The following is a 17489-nucleotide window of genomic DNA, read 5'->3' as shown; positions in this document are numbered from 1 at the left end:
CGCCTCAGGTGGTAACGCTACCTGCAATCAGGCCGGACCAGCGGCCCGCAGGGACAGGGAGGTTTCATGTCGTTCTTCGAGGTTGTTGACCCCGCATTCCAGACCTACGTGCTCGGCAATGCGCCGGTGAAGCGGATCGCCACCGGCTTTGACTGGGTGGAAGGCCCGGTCTGGTTCGGCGACGCCGGGCATCTGCTGTTCTCCGACATCCCCAACAACCGCATCATGCGCTGGACCCCGGACGGGGTGACCACCTACCGAGCGCCTTCCAACTATGCCAATGGCCACACCCGTGACCGGCAGGGGCGGCTGATCTCCTGCGAGCACGGCACGCGCCACGTCACCCGCACCGAATGGGACGGCTCGATCACCGTGATCGCCGACCGGTTCGAGGGCAAGCGGCTGAATTCTCCCAATGATGTCATCGTCTCGCGTGATGGCGCCATCTGGTTCTCCGATCCCCATTACGGGATCATGACCAATTACGAGGGCTTCAAGTCCGAGCAGGAGCTGCCCTGCGCGGTCTACCGGGTTGACCCCGACGGCACCATTGACAAAGTGATCGATGATATGGCCTGTCCCAATGGACTGGCATTCAGCCCGGATGAGAGTCTGCTCTATGTTGCCGATACCGGCCGCATGTTCGGCAGCGATCCCCAGCACATCCGGGTCTATGCCATGAAGAACGGCAGACCCAGCGAGGGGCGTGTGTTCCACACGATCCAGCCAGGCTGTGCCGATGGATTCCGGGTGGACGAGGACGGCAATCTGTGGTCCTCGGCTGCCGACGGCGTCCACTGCATCGCCCCGGAGGGCCACCTCATGGGCAAGATCCTTGTGCCGGAACTGGTGTCCAACCTCTGTTTCGGCGGCAGGGCGAAACATCAGCTCTTCATCACGGCGACGACAAGCGTCTACTCCGTGATCCTGAACCGGAAAGGACTACAATGGCCATGACTTCGGCAGAGATCGGGCTCATCGGACTTGGCACGATGGGTGCCGCACTGGCGCTGAACATCGCCGAAAAAGGCTTTCGCATTGCCGTGTGGAACCGCACCACGGACGTGACCCGCCGCTTCCATGCGGAAGCCGGCGATCTGGCCGCAAACGTGGTTCCCACCGAGAGCCTGAAGGAGCTGGTCGCGGCCATCAAGCCGCCGCGTGCCATCATCCTCATGGTCCCGGCCGGCAAGGCTGTGGATGACCAGATCGAGGCCCTGGCTCCGCTGCTCGACAAGGACGACCTGATCATTGACGCAGGCAACGCCAACTTCCACGACACCAACCGCCGTGCTGCCGCAGACCTTGGCGTCCGCTTCATGGGCATCGGCGTGTCGGGCGGCGAGGAAGGCGCGCGTCATGGCCCGTCGATCATGGCTGGCGGCAACCCTGCTGATTTCGAGCGGGTGAAGCCGGTTCTTACCGCCATTGCCGCCCGCCACGGCGACACGCCTTGCGCCACCTGGATGGGCGAAGCAGGCGCCGGCCACTTCGTCAAGGCCGTGCACAACGGCATCGAATATGCCGACATGCAGATGATCGCCGAAGTCTACGGCATCATGCGCGATGGCATGGGCCTTGGTGCAGCTGATGCAGCCGCCATTTTCCAGAAGTGGAACGAAGGCACCTTACGCTCCTATCTGGTGGAGATCTCCGGCGCAGTGGCTGCCGCCACCGATCCGCTGACCGGCCAGCCGATGCTGGACGTCATTCTGGATGCTGCCGGGCAGAAGGGCACGGGCCGCTGGACCGTCATCGAAGCCCAGCATCTGGGGGCTCCGGTGCCGGTGATCGAGGCTGCCGTGATGGCGCGCAACGTTTCGTCCCGCGTGGACGAGCGCAAGGCCGGTGAAGCGCTCTATGGCGCAGCCCCCAGAAGCTGGCGGATGCACCTTCCGCTGACGAGCTGGAACAGGCCCTCATCGCGGGCAAGATCCTGTGCTATGCGCAGGGCTTCACCATGATGACCGCAGCCTCCGCCACTTTCGGCTGGAACTTGCCGCTGCCGGAAATCGCCCGCGTGTGGCGTGCTGGCTGCATCATCCGCTCGGACATGCTGAACGACATGGCCAGCGCCCTGACGGAAGATGCCACGCGCAACCTGATCATGGCCCCGGACTTTGCCAGCCGCATCGAGGCAGCGCTTCCGGCGCTGCGCAAGATCGTCGCCCTCGGCGCGCTCAACGGCCTGCCGGTTCCGGCTCTGGCCTCGGGCCTTGCCTGGTTCGACCTGATGCGCACGGCACGTGGCACCGCCAACATGATCCAGGCCCAGCGCGACTTCTTCGGCGCCCACGGCTTCGACCGCCTCGACGGCAAAGACGCCCACCACGGCCCCTGGGGCCTCTCGGCTTCCTGAAGACAAAACTGAACACTGCCCCTCCTCTAAGGGATGGGGCAGTGTTTGACGTGGACTGCGGCCGAGGCAGACCGCAGTGCCCCGCCCCACATTCCGCGTCATCCCGGACGAAGCGCAGCGGAGATCCGGGAACCACTCGCTTCCAGAGCGGCGAGACTGAAACGCGGCAAAGAGGCATGCATCGGACCGGCAATTGCCGCCCCGAATGAGACAAAATCCTCTCTCTCTGCAAACGAGTGCCCCCGGCTCGCGCTGCGCTTGACCGGGGTGACTCAGTGCCTCTTAGCAACGCAGGGCCCAGCGGCTGCAGCCTTCACAAGGCTGAAGCAGACGCGCCCCCTACGCCGTCTCCCCGGCACCAGCCGCGTTGGTATAACTGTGATATCCTGCCCCGGCTCGCCGCGCAGGCGGGCGACGAGGGCTTCGGCGGCGGATTTGCCGATGGCGGTGGCGGGAACAACCGTGGTCGTCAGGCGGCGCGGCAGAACGGAGGCTGCTTCCATGCCGCCCCAACCCGCGATGCCCAGATCCTCCGGCACACGGATGCCACGCGCCTCGCAATAGGCGAGGCCACCGATGGCCATTTCGTCGTTGTGAAAATAAACCGCATCAAGGTCCGGCTGGCGGGCGAGCAGTGTCTCAAGCCCGTAAAAACCCCGATAGAAGCCCGGATTGTCGATGAGGACTTCCTTCGCTGCAAGCGGATACCCCCGGCAGAAAGCGCCGCCTCGAAGCCATCGAGCCGGGCTGAACTGATCACATCCGACAAGCCCAGCGCCCCGACATAACCAACCTTGCGGCGCCCGCGGCGCAGCAGGAACTGGCCCATTTCCATGCCGCAGTCGAAATGGGAAAAGCCAACCGCCATGTCGACGGGGCTTGTCGTCAGCTCCCACACTTCCACCACTGGCATGGCTGACTGGCGCAGCAGCTCGACGGTCGCGGGCGTGTGCAGGCGGCCGGAGAGGATGACCCCGGCCGGGCGCCAGCTGACCACCTGCCGCACCCAGTCCTCTTCCTGTTCCACCGCGTGATTGCTGGCACCGATCATCAGCTGATAGCCGAGCCGCGTCAGCGCCCGGTCCACACCGTCCAGCACCTGACCGAAGAGGCTTGAACTCAGACGCGGAACGCACATGCCCACCAGCGTCGAGGCCTGATCCGAACCGAAAGCAGCGGCCAGCCGGTTGGGCACATAGCCAAGCGTCTCCGCCGCGGCGAGCACTTTCCCGCGCGTTTCCTCGGAGAATCCGTTGCCACCACGCAGCACGCGGCTCACCGTCATCTTCGACACGCCCGCCACGCGGGCAATGTCATCCATATTGGCCTTGTTCCGCCGGTCCATCATGCTTTCAGCCTGCTGCATACGCAGAACATGTTATCGATAACTTTGCGCTTGACAACCCATCTGGGCCGATACACGCTACATAACGTTACCGGTAACTCAGCCGCAAGAGCAGAGACGGAGACATGGGAGGAGATACCGGTATGCAACCGGCTAATGATGGTCTGTTTTTTGACCGTATCGTCAAGTCATTTGGCGGCACGCAGGCCCTGCGCGGAGTTTCGCTGAAGGTCGAGCGGGGAGAGATCCTCGCACTTCTGGGCGAAAACGGCGCGGGCAAGTCAACCCTTATCAAGGTTCTGTCCGGCACCCACAAGGCCGACACCGGAACGGTGTCGATTGATGGCGTGCCTTATCATCACGAAGCGGGCAAGGGCGGCCGTCAGAAGGTTGCCTTCATCCACCAGGACCTCGGCCTCATCGAATGGATGAGCGTGGCCGAAAACATCGCGCTGTCGCTCGGCTATGTGCGCAAGCGCGGCCGGATCGACTGGAGCGCCACGGAAGCCATGGCTGCCGAAGCGCTGAAGCTGGTCGACGCGGATTTTTCCGCCACCGCCCGCGTCGCCAATCTGACGCGCACGCAAAAGTCCCTCGTCGCCATCGCCCGTGCACTGGCAGCTGATTGCGACTTTCTGGTTCTGGATGAGCCCACGGCAAGCCTTCCGGCTGACGAAGTGGAGCGGCTGTTCAACGCGCTGCGCCCGCTTAAGTCCCGCGGCGTCGGCATGATCTATGTCAGCCACCGGCTGGACGAGATTTTCCGCATCGCCGACCGGGTGGCTGTGCTGCGTGACGGACAGATGGCGGGCTTGCGCGCCATCGGCCACACCACGCCGGAAGAGCTGGTGAGCCTGATCGTTGGCCGCAAGACCCGCGAGATCAGCCGCCCCGAAGTTCAGGAAGGCCCGGCCATCCTGACGGTCCGCGCCTTGCTCACGCGGCAGGTGGGGCCAGTCGATTTCGAGCTCAAGCGCGGCGAACTGCTGGGACTTGCGGGCCTGCGCGGAGCCGGCCATGAGGATATCGGCCGTGCGCTCTTCGGCGTCATGCCACATTCCGGCGCCGTGGTGCTGGATGGGCGCACGCCGGATCTGGCCTCGCCAATCACCGCCATGGCTTCGGGCATCGGCCTTGTCGCCCGTGACCGGGTAACGGAAAGCGTTGCCACCGGTCTTTCCATCCGCGAGAACGCCTATGTCAATCCGGCAGCGACCGGACGGGGCATGCTGTCGCTGATGAGCCCGCGCAAGGAAGAGGACATGGCCGCGGAGATTGGCCGCCGGGTCGGTCTTTCGCCCAATGATCCAACGCTGCCCATCGAGGCGCTGTCGGGCGGCAACCAGCAAAAGGTCATCGTGGGCCGGTGGCTGGACAGCGGCCGGCGGCTGCTGATCACCGAAGATCCGACGGCCGGCGTCGATGTCGGCGCCAAGGCCGAGATCTATCACCTGCTTTACGAAGCTCTCGCCAGCGGCATGGGCGTGCTCGTGGTCTCCACCGACTTCGAGGAAATCGCCAACATATGCCACCGCGCCATCGTCTTCTCCCGCGGCCAGGCGGTTGCGGAGCTGAGCGGCGTCGAACTGTCCACTGAATCCCTCATCCAGGCCGCATCGGCCGGTGAAGCTGCCTGAGGCCCTTCATGCCCTCCATCGAATCCAACGCCATCGAACCGACCAAGGATGAACTCCAGGGACTTTCCCTGATGGGCCGCGCCCTGCGCCTTGCGCCCACATATGGGCTCGTCATCCTCATGTTCGGCCTCATCATCCTGTTCTCGATCCTCTTGCCGAACACCTTCCCGACCATGCTGAACCTTCGGGCGATCCTGTCGGACAAGGCGATCATTGCGCTTCTGTCGCTTGCGGCCATGATCCCCATGGTGGCCGGGCGCATTGACCTGACCGTCGGCTACGGCATCGTGCTGTGGCATATCCTCGCCATCTCGCTGCAGACGGTCTATGGCCTGCCCTGGCCGGTGGCCATCGGCATCGTGCTGGTGCTGGGCATTGCCACGGGCATTCTCAACGGCATCCTCGTTGAAGTTGCCCGCATTGACAGCTTCATTGCCACCCTCGGCACGGGCACCATCCTTTATGCGCTGGCTCTGTGGCACACGGGCGGGCGTCAGATGGTGGGCCAGTTGCCGGATGCCTTCTATGCCATCAACGGCACCTTCATCTTCGGCCTGCCCATCACAGCCTTCTATGTGCTGGCCATCACCCTGGTGATGTGGGTGGTGCTCGAATACACGCCCGTTGGCCGCTACCTCTATGCCATCGGCGCCAACCAGCGCTCGGCAGAACTCAACGGCATTCCGACGCGCAAGTTCGTGATCGGCGCATTCCTCACTTCCGGCCTGATGACGGCACTGGCGGGCATCCTGCTCGCCTCCAAGCTGCGCATCGGTCAGGCGTCGGTGGGTCTTGAATTCCTGCTGCCCGCCCTCGTCGGCGCCTTCCTGGGCTCAACGACGATCAAGCCGGGCCGCGTCAATGTCTGGGGCACAATTGTCGGCGTGATGATCCTCGCCGCGGGCATCTCAGGCATTCAGCAGTTTGGCGGAAGCTTCTGGGTCGAGCCGCTGTTCAACGGCACCACCCTGCTCATCGCCATCGGCATCGCGGGCTATGCCCAGCGCAAGAAAGGCGCAAAGTCCCGCTGACATGTGATGACACTCAGCAACCGGGAGGAAAACGACATGCTGAAACGTCTCTTGACTGCAACCTTACTGCTGGCCGGCACCACGCTGGCAGCCCATGCCGACGCCGTATCCGACGCGATGGCGGACGTGCAGAAATACGCTGGCCAGAAGACCACATGGGACGGCCCCACATCCGGCCCCACAGCCGCTGAAGGTAAGAACATCGTGGTTCTGGCAGCCGACATGAAGAACGGCGGCGTCCTTGGCGTCACCAACGGCATCCAGGAAGCAGCCTTCATGATCGGCTGGAACGTGAACGTTCTGGACGGTGCAGGCTCCATCCAGAGCCGCGCCGCAGCCTTCGGCCAGGCCCTTGCCCTCAAGCCGGATGGCATCATCATCAATGGCTTTGACGCCGTGGAACAGAAGGCAGCCCTCGATCAGGCCAAGGCTGCGGGCATTCCGATGGTCAGCTGGCATGCCAGCCCGGTCATTGGTCCGGATCCGGAAAACGGCATTTTCGCCAACGTCTCGACCGATGCCATGGAAGTGTCGGCGGCTGCGGCCAAGTGGGCTTTTGCCGATGCAGGCGGCAAGCCGGGCGTGGTGATCTTCACCGACTCCACCTATGCCATCGCCATCGCCAAGGCCGACAAGATCAAGGAAACGATCGAAGGCCTCGGCGGAACGGTACTGGAATATGTCGACACCCCGATTGCCGACACCTCCACCCGCATGCCGACGCTGACCACCGCCCTGCTGCAGAAATACGGCGCAAGCTGGACCCACGCACTGGCGATCAACGACATCTATTTCGACTTCATGGGCCCGAGCCTTGCCGCAGCCGGCATCCCCGGCGATGGCGCCCCGAAGGCCGTTGCAGCCGGTGATGGTTCGGAAAGCGCCTATCAGCGCATCCGTTCCAGCCAGTATCAGGCCGTCACCGTTGCAGAGCCGCTGAACCTGCAGGGCTGGCAGCTGGTGGACGAGTTGAACCGCGCCATGAACGGCGCCGAGTGGTCCGGCTACACCTCGCCGCTGCATGTTGTGACGAAGGAGAACATCTCCTTCGATGGTGGTGACAAGAACATCTTCGATCCGGGCAACGGTTACCGCGAACAGTACGGCAAGATCTGGGGCAAGAAGTAAGCCTCAGGAGGCGCCTCGCCTCTGACATGAAAGGCGCCGGTGGAGTCCCCTCCACCGGCGCCTTTGTTTTTGCCGCGCACAATTTTTCCCGAAGGACGCCTTGCGCTCTAAATTTGTTATGTTATGTCGTAACAAATTTCAAAGCCAGATGAGGTCTGCGATGCGTCACCGTTCCAATCTGAAGGCCTTCGCGCTGGCGATGGCCCTTTCCAGCACCTTGCTTTCAGGCTCTGCCTTTGCTGCCGATGACAGCATCGACGTGGCTGGCCCTTTCGAGATCAAGGGGCTGACCCTTCTCTTTCCGGCAACATCTTTCTCGCCATGGACGTGGCCGAAACTCTGGTGAACACGGATCAGGACGGGCGGCTGACACCGGGACTTGCGACAAGCTGGGCCGTGGAAAGCGACGGCCTTGTCTGGCGGTTCAAGATCCGTGCGGGCGCGCAGTTCCATGACGGCACCCCGGTGAATGCGGCAGCAGCGGCCAATGCGCTCAACATCGCCCGCGCCAAGCCGGGCCTCTTGCAGCGTGCGCCGGTTGCAGCCATCGAAGCGGACGGCGAAGACCTGGTGGTAAAGCTGAAGGAACCCTTCGCCGCCCTGCCCGCCTTCCTCGCTGAATACCGCTCACAGATCCTTGCCCCGGCCTCCTATGGTGCCGATGGCATGGCCACCTCCGTTATTGGATCGGGTGCCTACAAGGTCACGCTGCTGCAAGCTCCGGGCAAAATGGAAGCGGACCGTTTCGACCAGTATTGGGGCAGCCCGGCCAAGATCGGCAAGGCCACCTACAGCGCCGTCAGCCGCGCGGAGACCCGGGCGCTGATGGCCGAGAGCGGCGATGCCGACTATGCGCTGAACCTTGATCCGGCCTCCGTTGCCCGGCTGAAGGGAACGGAGGGGCTGGACGTGCGCTCCGTGCCAATCCCCCGCTCGCTTCTGGTCAAGGTCAACGCGGCCAACCCGAAGCTGAACACGGTGGAAGCCCGCAAGGCGCTGAGCCTGGCCATCGACCGGGAAGGCCTTGCCATCGCCGTGCTGCGCTATCAGGCCGGAGCCACCCAGCTATTCCCGCCATCCGTGGGCGACTGGCACAATGCGGCCCTTGAACCGCTGACCTATGACCCCGAAGCTGCGGCAGCCTTGCTCACAGAGCTTGGCTGGACGCCAGGCGCCGATGGCATTCTCGAAAAGGATGGCGAACGCTTCACGCTGGAACTGCTGACCTATCCGGACCGGCCCGAGCTGCCGCTGGTAGCCGCCGTATTGCAGCAGCAGTTACAGGACGTGGGTATCGAGCTGACCATCAACGCCACCAATTCCTCGGAAATCCCGGCCCGTCACAATGACGGTTCGCTGGAGCTTGCACTGCTGGCCCGCAACTTTGCGCTGGTGCCAAACCCGATCGGCACCCTGTTGCAGGACTATGCTCCCAATGGCGAATGGGGCGCGATGAACTGGCAGAACACCGAAATCGCGGATCTGCTGAAGTCCATCGGCCGCAACGGTGGCAGTGCTGAGCAGTTCGCCACTGCAACGGCCATCCTGCAGGAAGAGCTGCCGGTGCTGCCCATCGCCTGGTACCAGCAGAATGCCGCCATCTCCGGCAAGCTGCAGGGCGCGATCCTTGATCCTTATGAGCGCAAGCTCGGCCTGAAGGATGCGAGCTGGAAGAACTGATGTCCTACCCTTCACTTGCAACGCGTGCGGGCCGCCTCTCTGGCGGCCTTGCCATGCGGGCTGCGCAGGCGGTGCTGGTGGCACTGCTTGTCGGCATTCTCACCTTCCTGATGATGCAGAGCCTTCCCGGCGACATGGCTTACCGCATTGCCGCAGGGCGCTATGGCTATGACATGGTGAGCGCCGCCGCCGCCGATGCCGTGCGCCAGGAACTGGGGCTTGACCGCGGCCCTGTTGCCGCGTTCCTCATCTGGATGCGGGATCTGGCCAGCTTTGACCTCGGCAAGTCGCTCATCTCCGGCGAGCCGGTGTGGCAGGAAATCCGACACCAGCTGGGCGCCAGCGTGCAGCTGGCGGGTGCTGCCATCGTGCTGTCCCTGTTCATGGGCCCGCCGCTTGGCATTCTCGCGGGACTGAAGCCGGGCGGGATGCTGGACCGGGTGCTGCTGACGATGTCAGCCGGCATCCGCGCCCTGCCGCAGTTCCTGCTGGCTCTGGTGCTGATCCTGCTCTTTGCCGTGCAGCTGGGCTGGCTGCCTGCCGCCGGCTACGGCAAGCCGGTGCATTTCATCCTGCCTGCGCTCACCCTCGCCCTCGGTCTTGCCGCCTTTTCCGCCCGTGTGACGCGGGACGTGATGGCTGGCGTTGCCAAGGCTCCCTTCTACCAGTTCGCCAGAACCAAGGGCCTCAGCGACAGTCAGATCCTGCTGCGCCACGGACTGCGCAACATAGGCGCGCCAGTGCTTGCCTTCCTCGGCATGCAGTTCGTGACGCTGGTCGAAGGCGTCGTCATCGTGGAAAGCATCTTCGGCTGGCCCGGCATCGGCCATGCGCTGGTCCATGCCATCTTCGGCCGCGACATTCCCATGGTGCAGGGCACGGCGCTCGTTCTGGGCCTTGGCTTCGTGCTGCTCAACACGCTGCTGGATCTGATCATCCAGCGGATTGATCCCCGGAGGGCTGCCTGATGGATATCTCCGCAGTGCCGCTGCAGAGGCGAGGCTTCCGCCCCTGCCCTTCTGGGCCGGGATCGTGCTCGTGGGCGTGCCCGTGTTTCTTGCCATCATCGCGCCGATGATCTCGCCCCTGAGCCCGGTGCGCCAGAGCCTGAGACTGGCGCTCGCAGCCCCCGACCTTGCCGCACCTTTCGGCTACGACCATCTGGGCCGGTCTCTGATGGCCCGCCTTGCCGAAGCATTGCGCCTGTCGCTGATGGTTTCGGCAGCAAGCGCCCTGAGTGCAGCGGCAATAGGACTCGCGCTCGGCGTCACCGCCAGCCGCATGGGAGGCATGACCGAACGTCTCCTCACCCTGCTGGCAGACTCCTCATGGCCATTCCCGGCCTGCTGATCGTGCTGATGATCGGCGTCATCGTGCCGTGGAAGCCGCTGGCCTTCTGGCTGGGCCTGACGCTGGTGCTGTGGATCGAGTTCTTCCGCCTAGCCCGCACAGCCTCGCGGCCCATTTTTGCCTCTCCTGCGGTTCAGGCATCCGGCCTCCTCGGTTTCGGCAAGGCCTATATCTTCCGCCGTCATGTCTGGCCGGAACTGGCTCCGGTGATGCTGACCTCCACCGCCTTCGGCATGGCCACCTGCATCATGACCATTGCCGCACTTGGCTTCGTCAGCGCAGGCGTCCGCCCGCCCACGCCCGAACTCGGCCAGATGATGGTGGAGCTGATGCCTTACTGGCGCGAAGCGCCCTGGGCGCTGCTCCAGCCCGTTGCCGCCATCTTCAGCCTCATCCTTGGCCTCAACCTCATCGCAGGCTCGCGCGCATGACACATTCTGTTTCCATCCGAAATCTGAGTGTCCATGCGGGTAATGATGTGCTCGTTCGGCCGGTTTCTCTGGAACTTGCCTCCGGCCGTCCCCTGACGATCCTAGGCGAAACCGGCTCGGGCAAGAGCCTGCTGCTCCAGGCCGTGCTCGGTACCCTGCCGGAAGGCCTCACCGCCATGGGCGAAGTGGCGTTCGAGGGCCAGCGCTTTGCCGCCGGAGATGCAGATGCCATCCGCCCGCTGTGGGGCCGGCTTCTCGCCATCCTGCCGCAGGAGCCCTGGCTTGCGCTCGACCCGCTGATGCGCGGAGCTGAACAGATCCGCGAAACCCATGCGCTTGTGGGAAGGGCCGCCGATGCGGGCGCAGTGACAGCAGAAGACTTGAAAAGCCTCGGCCTTGCCGGGTCCGGCACCAAACGCCCTTATGAGCTGTCAGGCGGCATGGCGCAGCGGCTGGCCTTTGCCGTGGCGCGGGCTGGCGGCGGGCGGCTGATCTTTGCCGACGAGCCGACAAAGGGGCTGGATTCCGCCCGGCGCGATGACGTGGCACGCATGCTGCTGGAAGGGATGGGTACCGATGGGGCGCTGCTGACCATCACCCACGATCTGGAGCTTGCCCGCCAGCTGGGCGGTGACTTCATGATCATGAAGGAAGGCCAGATCACGGATCAGGGCAGGACGGAAGACCTGCTCTCGCCCACGAGACCAGCCTATACCCGCAAACTGGCGCAGAGCGACCCGCTGTACTGGCCAAAGCGGACCAGCACCCGCAAGGACGGAGCACCTGTGCTGACTGCCGAAGGCGTTGCGGCCTCGCGCGGCGGGCGGCGGCTGTTCTCCGGCATTAGTCTCGCCGTTCACCCGGGCGAGATCACCGGCATCACCGGCCCCTCCGGCTGCGGCAAGTCCACGCTGGGAGATATTCTCATCGGCCTGATGAAGCCAGATGAAGGGCGGATAGAGCGCAAGACAGCATCAGCTTCAGGATCAGGCCGCCCGCTCTTCCAGAAGCTCTATCAGGACCCGCCCGCCAGCTTCCCGCGCCATGCGACGATGCAGACGCTGCTTGAGGATCTTGTCCGCCTGCACAAGCTCGACCCCGCCCGTGTTGCTCCACTCATGAAAAAGCTGGGCCTCGCAGACCTGCTGCTGACCCGGCGGGCGGATGAGATTTCCGGCGGCGAGTTGCAGCGCTTTTCCATGCTGCGGGCTCTGCTGCTGGACCCGGTCCTGCTCTTCGCCGACGAGCCCACCTCCCGCCTCGATCCGATCACGCAGAAGGACACCTTCACCCTGCTGACGGATATCGTGGCCGAACAGGGGCTGGCGCTGATCGTCGTCAGTCACGATGCAAGTCTGGTGAAAGCCATCGCGGATAACACCCTGCAGCTGTCCGCAGAGGTGTGAAAGCAAGTTCAATGAAAACGGGAAGGGCGCTCATCCGGGCGCCCTTTTTTACTGTCAAAACTACGGAAAAGAAGAGCTGCTTGCTCCGCTTTGCGCGCAAATAGCGCAAAACTGCACCACTCCGCAGCGAAAAGCGGAATCCTTAAATTACCGCACTCTCCTTAAGATAGTGGGGATGAATAGCGGCCAATTCAAGGCCGGTGGTTAGGAGGAAACCATGGGGTATATTCAGTCGTTCTTCGGCTTGATTGACAATTTGACCTGGGGATGGGCGCTGATCCCCATCCTCGTCGTCTTTGGTGTGTTTATCACCATCATGTCCGGTTTCGTGCAGTTCGAATTCTTCGGCCGCATGTTCCGCGTGCTCAGCTCAAAGGCCAACAATTCCGATCCGAACGCCATCTCGGCGCGTGAGGCGCTTCTCGTCTCTGTCGGCGGGCGTGTCGGCGGCGGCAACATTGCCGGCGTGGCTGTCGCCATCACCGCAGGCGGACCGGGCGCGGTTTTCTGGATGTGGGCGATTGCCCTCTGCGGCATGGCAACCAGCCTCATCGAGTGTACGCTTGCCCAGCTCTACAAGAGCAAGGACGGTGACGGCAGCTTCCGGGGCGGCCCGGCTGACTACATCCGCCGCGGCCTTGGCCAGCGCTACAACTGGCTTGCTATCGTCTATGGCATCTGCCTTCTGGCTTCCTTCGGCTTTGGTTTCAACGCGTTCCAGGGCAACACGATGGCCGGTGCCGTTCAGGACTCCTCGGCATCGACCGCATGTACTCCGCCTTTGCGATTGCAGCCGTCACCGGCCTTGTGATCTTCGGCGGCATCAAGCGCATTGCCAAGGCAGCCGATGTTGTCGTGCCGATCATGGCGCTTGGCTACATCGCCCTGGCCCTGATCGTCATTGTTCTCAACATCACGGAAGTGCCGTCGATGCTGATTCACATCGTCCGTTCTGCCTTCGGCTTTGAAGAAGTCGTGGCTGGCGGCATGGGCGCGGCCATCGCACAGGGCCTGCGCCGTGGTCTGTTCTCCAACGAAGCCGGTCTCGGCTCGGCTCCGAACGTTGCCGCCACGGCTCTTGTCCGCCACCCGGTCAGCCAGGGCATCACCCAGTCCCTGTCGGTGTTCATCGACACCATCCTGATTTGCACCTGCACGGCGCTGATCATCCTGTTGGGCAATGTCTATGTACCGGGCGCTCAGGGCATCGACGGCGTGGTTCTGACGCAGCAATCGCTGGTCAGCCATGTGGGTGATTGGTCGAAGTATGCGCTGACGCTGGCGATCCTGCTCTTTGCCTTCTCGTCGATCATCTACAACTACTACCTCGGCGAAAACGCACTGGCTGTCGTCACCCGCTCCAAGCCGGCTGTCTTCGTGCTGCGTGTGCTCATCCTCGGCGTGGTGTTCCTCGGCGCCATCGCTCCGAAGGCAACCTCGGTGTTCTTCTTCTCCGACCCGATGATGGGCCTGCTGGCGCTGGTCAACCTGATCGCCATCATCATGCTCTTCCCGATCGCCATGCGCGTTGTCGATGACTACCGGAAGCAGCTGAAGGCAGGCGTTGCCCGCCCGATCCTCGATCCGGCCAACTTCAACGACCTCGATATCGACCGCAAGGCCTGGGACCCGAACGTCTGGAAGTAAGACGGATTGCAAGCCTCATGGGCCGCCAACTGGCGGCCCATTTTACATCCCCGACATTATTGTGAGAAAGAACGATGCAACAGCAGATGCGCATCGAAGAGGACAGCCTTGGCCGCATGTCTCTGCCGGCAGACTGTGTCTGGGGCATTCACACAGCCCGCGCTATCGAGAACTTCCCGATTTCCGGCATTCCGCTCAGTGCCTTCCCGGAGTTTGTCCGGGCACTGGCCTGGGTGAAGAAGGCTGCCGCGGCCGCCAACCTTGCCCTCGGCGTACTGCCACAGGTGAAGCATGACGTGATCGCGTCCGTCTGCGACGAGATCATCGCCGGGCAGCATCACGAGCATTTCCGGGTGGACATGATCCAGGGTGGGGCGGGCACCTCGACCAACATGAACACCAACGAGGTGATCGCCAATCTTGGCCTGATCCGCATGGGTTACCGGCCGGGAGACTATGCCCAGCTGCACCCCAATGATGATGTCAACAAGTCTCAGTCCACCAACGACGTCTATCCGACGGCGCTGAGGCTGGCCATTGTCAGCCAGTGCGATGCCTTCCGTCAGGCGCAGACGCGCCTTGCCGGAGCATTTGCAGAACGGGCTGCAGCCTTTGCCAATGTGCGCAAGATTGGCCGGACCCAGCTGCAGGATGCGGTGCCAATGACCCTCGGCATGGAATTCGCAGGCTTTGCCGCGACCATCCGCGAGGACATCGACATCATTGGCCGCCTGTCGGAGCTGCTGCTGGAAGTGAACCTTGGCGGCACCGCCATCGGCACCCGCGTCAACACGCCGGATGGCTATGCCGAACGGGCGGTTGAAGAGCTGTCGAACGTCTGCAGCATGAAGGTGAAGCTTGCGACCGACCTCGTGGAAGCTTCCTCGGATACCGGCGCCTATGTCACCTTCTCCGGCGTGCTGAAGCGCATTGCGGTGAAGCTGTCGAAGATCTGCAACGACCTGCGGCTTCTCTCCTCCGGTCCGCGCTCCGGCTTCAACGAGATCCGACTGCCGCCGATGCAGGCCGGCAGCTCGATCATGCCGGGCAAGATCAACCCCGTGATCCCGGAAGTGGTCAATCAGGTGGCCTTCCAGGTGATCGGCAACGACCTGACCGTCACCATGGCGGCCGAGGCCGGGCAGTTGCAGCTCAACGCCTTCGAGCCGGTGATCATTCTCAACGTGCTCCAGTCCATGCGCATCCTCATGCAGGCCATGGACACGCTGAACGAGCGCTGCGTCAGCGGCATCGAAGCCAACGTGGCACAGTGCGAAGGCATGCTGGAAAACTCGCTGGTTCTGGCCACCATGCTGGTGCCGCATATCGGCTACGCAAAGGCTGCGAAAGTCGCCAAGACCGCGCTTGCCGAAAACGCCAGCGTCACGGAAACCGCCGTCAAGCTTGGCTTTGGCACGGCGGAGGAAATCACTGCCATGCTGCAGTGATGATCCGGCAAGGGGCAAGCCCAAGCCCACCCAGCAACGCCCCCTTGCCACCTTCTGGATAAATTCCAAAACCCGCCGCCTCATCTGGAGCGGCGGGTGTTTTTTATCAGCGAGCGAGGCTCTGAGATCCGGGCGTCTCATCTTGCAATGCAGATGAAGGGGCGGCATTCGCCATGGTGACAGGGGCCCCTTCTGCCACAACCGCGTCACTCTCAGCTGCGGCGGTGTCTTGCGACTGAGACGGATCCGGAGCGTCAGCTTCAGCCCCCTCATCCTGGCCACGCAGCGACAACAGGGACGAAACAGCGTTCCCCGCCAGCTGCCCAACACTCAAGACGACAGACAGAATGACAGCCAGAGCGAGAATGAGCGGGCTCGTCAACGCCCTATCCATCCACGTTGGCGCCACCTGAACCGGCTCCTGAGCCCCGAAAAATCCAAGTTGCAGCAGAACATCACCAGGCGAGGACACAACCCCGACAGCAAAGCCGGGTTTACCCGTGTCGAGCGGAGTTATATGGCCGAAGACTTCCACACTCCCGGCGGCACCGTCTGCCAAAGAGACAATGGAAACGCTTTCTCCACGCCAAATCGAACCGCGCTTGAGGACTTCCGTGTTCTGTGACCAGAATGGTTGTTCCCGGATATCAAAACTGCCGTTCAGAATCATCTTGGTCTCGCCCGAGGCAAGCTGATCGCCGATTTGAACTATGCCGCTAAACGTCAGAGCACCGGCTGCCAGCCAGCTTTCGCGGTTCACGATCACACGCGTGCGGTCAAGCATGCGGGCCTGCCCGGTGATATCCAGCACGAGCACACCGGGTGAGGGTGATGTAACTTGTGCAGATGACCCCGCACTCCAGTTTATACGGAAGTCTTCCTCATTGCTTTCCACGTAACGCCGGGCATCACATTGGCCGGTGCCCCGTTCCGCAGCACGCTCGATTTTTGCGCGTGGTACGCAGACCACTACATCACTGAACGCCCAGTCATTTGACTGCCCGGAGAACCGGACCACCATACCGGTGGCCTGGGCTTCCAGCACGATTGAGCGGACGGATCCGATGCCGGAGGAAATGGCCAATAGCAACAGGAGGGCAGAAAAGCCGAGCAATCCAGCCGATGAAGAGATGAGCAGCAGAACTGCGGGCCTCCTCAACACTGAGGGCATGCCTCTGCTCAAAGTCCAAGCCCCGGCCGGAGAATGACCTGCTCTTCCCTGCCCATTTCTCCATTCTTGAACGAGAGAAACACAGCCTTCAAACTGTCTTTGCTGGCCAGGGCCTCAGGCAGGCTGCACATCACATCAAACGCCGTTCTTGAGGCAGTATCCACGGGCTGACACACAATCTCTTGCTGATCCGGATAGTCCGAGAATGTCAAATAGGTTTCATCGGCCCGCGATGTATTCAGCAAGATCTTCAGTTCGCCATGAGGCCCCTCACCCCAGAACACCGGAGCCACCTCAGTCGCATCGGCGTTACAACTGCCCTTCAGCAGAACGCCCGAGATGAGGTTCACCGGGATATCGAGAACATCACCCGGAACTTTGCTGGGATACGGCAGGACAACCTCGCCCCCTCCCAATCCGGTGCGACCGTGTAGGAATTGTAGGACTCGTACAGTCCATCGGCGGAAACAACCTTGAGGCAAACCTGTTCGTTCTTCCAGTCGGCGGGAATATTTGCAGCAACACTCAGCTTGTCACTTTTGGGAGCAGCTGCAATCAACCCGACAAGCCGGGCACCCGAAATCTTTGCTGCCTCACGGATAACTTCGTTAAAAGGATCCGAGGTCAAAAGAACTTTACTTCCATCTCCTGCAAACGCAAAATTTGGAATCAGAGCCAGCGCAATCGCAAAAGCACGGATCATTTGATGCATCTCCCCGCCACAATCGCATTTATATTAGCCTGTCTTACTCTAGGCTGCACCTCTACATTTGCACAGACTGTGGCAGTACATAGCGGCGAGAATCAAGGTCACGGCCTCATATTCCGGGAAGGCACGACCTGCTACGTCATTCTG

Annotated in this window: 15 protein-coding genes and 3 pseudogenes; 13 read left to right on the top strand and 5 right to left on the bottom strand. The window is 62.5% G+C overall.

Annotation, left to right across the window (positions count from 1 at the left end; translation table 11 throughout):
* The first annotated feature begins 66 nt into the window (after positions 1-66).
* Positions 67-957, top strand: a complete 891-nt coding sequence (locus tag ACQB61_RS02650; RefSeq protein ID WP_430511379.1) for an SMP-30/gluconolactonase/LRE family protein — start codon at positions 67-69, stop codon at positions 955-957.
* Positions 954-2359: pseudogene (gndA, locus tag ACQB61_RS02645) on the top strand (NADP-dependent phosphogluconate dehydrogenase). The gene ACQB61_RS02650 and the pseudogene gndA overlap by 4 nt, the downstream one beginning before the upstream one ends.
* 272 nt (positions 2360-2631) lie before the next feature.
* On the opposite strand, the gene ACQB61_RS02640 reads toward gndA, so the two are convergent.
* Positions 2632-2994: a substrate-binding domain-containing protein gene (locus ACQB61_RS02640; RefSeq protein ID WP_430514268.1), complete on the bottom strand. Its 363-nt coding sequence runs from the start codon at positions 2992-2994 to the stop codon at positions 2632-2634.
* 116 nt (positions 2995-3110) lie between these two features.
* Positions 3111-3644: pseudogene (locus tag ACQB61_RS02635) on the bottom strand (LacI family DNA-binding transcriptional regulator); the annotation flags it as partial.
* Positions 3645-3847: 203 nt separating this feature from the next.
* Here ACQB61_RS02635 and ACQB61_RS02630 point away from each other — a divergent pair.
* The 11 genes and pseudogenes from ACQB61_RS02630 to ACQB61_RS02580 all read left to right on the top strand — a co-directional run bounded on the left by ACQB61_RS02630 (position 3848) and on the right by ACQB61_RS02580 (position 15462).
* Positions 3848-5341: a sugar ABC transporter ATP-binding protein gene (locus ACQB61_RS02630; RefSeq protein ID WP_430511378.1), complete on the top strand. Its 1494-nt coding sequence runs from the start codon at positions 3848-3850 to the stop codon at positions 5339-5341.
* A gap of 8 nt (positions 5342-5349) precedes the next feature.
* Positions 5350-6372 (top strand): ABC transporter permease, encoded by a 1023-nt coding sequence (locus ACQB61_RS02625; RefSeq protein ID WP_430511377.1) that lies wholly within the window; start codon positions 5350-5352, stop codon positions 6370-6372.
* A 39-nt stretch (positions 6373-6411) separates the two neighbouring features.
* On the top strand, positions 6412-7500 hold the full coding sequence (locus ACQB61_RS02620) for a substrate-binding domain-containing protein (protein WP_430514267.1): 1089 nt from the start codon (positions 6412-6414) through the stop codon (positions 7498-7500).
* A gap of 160 nt (positions 7501-7660) precedes the next feature.
* Positions 7661-7846: a hypothetical protein gene (locus ACQB61_RS02615; protein WP_430511376.1), complete on the top strand. Its 186-nt coding sequence runs from the start codon at positions 7661-7663 to the stop codon at positions 7844-7846.
* On the top strand, positions 7822-9180 hold the full coding sequence (locus ACQB61_RS02610) for an ABC transporter substrate-binding protein (protein ID WP_430511375.1): 1359 nt from the start codon (positions 7822-7824) through the stop codon (positions 9178-9180). The genes ACQB61_RS02615 and ACQB61_RS02610 overlap by 25 nt, the downstream gene beginning before the upstream one ends.
* Complete coding sequence (locus ACQB61_RS02605) at positions 9180-10148, top strand: ABC transporter permease (RefSeq protein WP_430511374.1); 969 nt, start codon at positions 9180-9182, stop codon at positions 10146-10148. The genes ACQB61_RS02610 and ACQB61_RS02605 overlap by 1 nt, the downstream gene beginning before the upstream one ends.
* A 70-nt stretch (positions 10149-10218) precedes the next feature.
* Positions 10219-10530, top strand: coding sequence for a hypothetical protein (locus ACQB61_RS02600; RefSeq protein ID WP_430511373.1), 312 nt, complete (start codon positions 10219-10221; stop codon positions 10528-10530).
* Complete coding sequence (locus ACQB61_RS02595; RefSeq protein WP_430511372.1) at positions 10509-10961, top strand: ABC transporter permease subunit; 453 nt, start codon at positions 10509-10511, stop codon at positions 10959-10961. Before ACQB61_RS02600 ends, ACQB61_RS02595 begins: the two co-directional genes overlap by 22 nt.
* Entirely contained in the window at positions 10958-12367 is a 1410-nt protein-coding gene (locus tag ACQB61_RS02590; RefSeq protein ID WP_430511371.1) for an ABC transporter ATP-binding protein, read from the top strand. Before ACQB61_RS02595 ends, ACQB61_RS02590 begins: the two co-directional genes overlap by 4 nt.
* 217 nt (positions 12368-12584) lie before the next feature.
* Positions 12585-14014, top strand: a pseudogene (locus ACQB61_RS02585) (alanine/glycine:cation symporter family protein).
* A 74-nt stretch (positions 14015-14088) separates the two neighbouring features.
* Positions 14089-15462, top strand: a complete 1374-nt coding sequence (locus tag ACQB61_RS02580) for an aspartate ammonia-lyase (protein WP_430511370.1) — start codon at positions 14089-14091, stop codon at positions 15460-15462.
* Positions 15463-15568: 106 nt separating this feature from the next.
* Here the strand turns inward: ACQB61_RS02580 and ACQB61_RS02575 are convergent, their stop codons facing one another.
* The 3 genes from ACQB61_RS02575 to ACQB61_RS02565 are packed head-to-tail and all read right to left on the bottom strand — an operon-like array spanning position 15569 to position 17336.
* Positions 15569-16633: a hypothetical protein gene (locus tag ACQB61_RS02575; RefSeq protein WP_430511369.1), complete on the bottom strand. Its 1065-nt coding sequence runs from the start codon at positions 16631-16633 to the stop codon at positions 15569-15571.
* A gap of 8 nt (positions 16634-16641) precedes the next feature.
* Positions 16642-16983 carry a hypothetical protein gene (locus ACQB61_RS02570; RefSeq protein ID WP_430511368.1) on the bottom strand — a complete coding sequence of 114 codons (342 nt, stop codon included), beginning with the start codon at positions 16981-16983 and terminating at the stop codon, positions 16642-16644.
* On the bottom strand, positions 16980-17336 hold the full coding sequence (locus ACQB61_RS02565) for a hypothetical protein (RefSeq protein ID WP_430511367.1): 357 nt from the start codon (positions 17334-17336) through the stop codon (positions 16980-16982). The genes ACQB61_RS02570 and ACQB61_RS02565 overlap by 4 nt, the downstream gene beginning before the upstream one ends.
* Positions 17337-17489 lie beyond the last annotated feature (153 nt).

It is taken from the genome of Pannonibacter phragmitetus, assembly GCF_050510895.1.
GTDB lineage: Bacteria > Pseudomonadota > Alphaproteobacteria > Rhizobiales > Stappiaceae > Pannonibacter > Pannonibacter phragmitetus_B.
Note: the sequence above shows the minus strand (reverse complement) of the source record. Positions and strands in the feature narration are given on the sequence as shown.

Bases quoted from the DNA above. Each gene is read 5' to 3' on its own strand.
- ACQB61_RS02610 (WP_430511375.1), top strand. From the start codon at position 7,822: ATGGACGTGGCCGAAACTCTGGTGAACACGGATCAGGACGGGCGGCTG.
- ACQB61_RS02625 (WP_430511377.1), top strand. From the start codon at position 5,350: ATGCCCTCCATCGAATCCAACGCCATCGAACCGACCAAGGATGAACTC.
- ACQB61_RS02595 (WP_430511372.1), top strand. From the start codon at position 10,509: ATGGCCATTCCCGGCCTGCTGATCGTGCTGATGATCGGCGTCATCGTG.
- ACQB61_RS02575 (WP_430511369.1), bottom strand. From the start codon at position 16,633: ATGCCCTCAGTGTTGAGGAGGCCCGCAGTTCTGCTGCTCATCTCTTCA.
- ACQB61_RS02605 (WP_430511374.1), top strand. From the start codon at position 9,180: ATGTCCTACCCTTCACTTGCAACGCGTGCGGGCCGCCTCTCTGGCGGC.
- ACQB61_RS02590 (WP_430511371.1), top strand. From the start codon at position 10,958: ATGACACATTCTGTTTCCATCCGAAATCTGAGTGTCCATGCGGGTAAT.
- ACQB61_RS02615 (WP_430511376.1), top strand. From the start codon at position 7,661: ATGCGTCACCGTTCCAATCTGAAGGCCTTCGCGCTGGCGATGGCCCTT.
- ACQB61_RS02565 (WP_430511367.1), bottom strand. From the start codon at position 17,336: ATGATCCGTGCTTTTGCGATTGCGCTGGCTCTGATTCCAAATTTTGCG.
- ACQB61_RS02650 (WP_430511379.1), top strand. From the start codon at position 67: ATGTCGTTCTTCGAGGTTGTTGACCCCGCATTCCAGACCTACGTGCTC.
- ACQB61_RS02580 (WP_430511370.1), top strand. From the start codon at position 14,089: ATGCAACAGCAGATGCGCATCGAAGAGGACAGCCTTGGCCGCATGTCT.
- ACQB61_RS02630 (WP_430511378.1), top strand. From the start codon at position 3,848: ATGCAACCGGCTAATGATGGTCTGTTTTTTGACCGTATCGTCAAGTCA.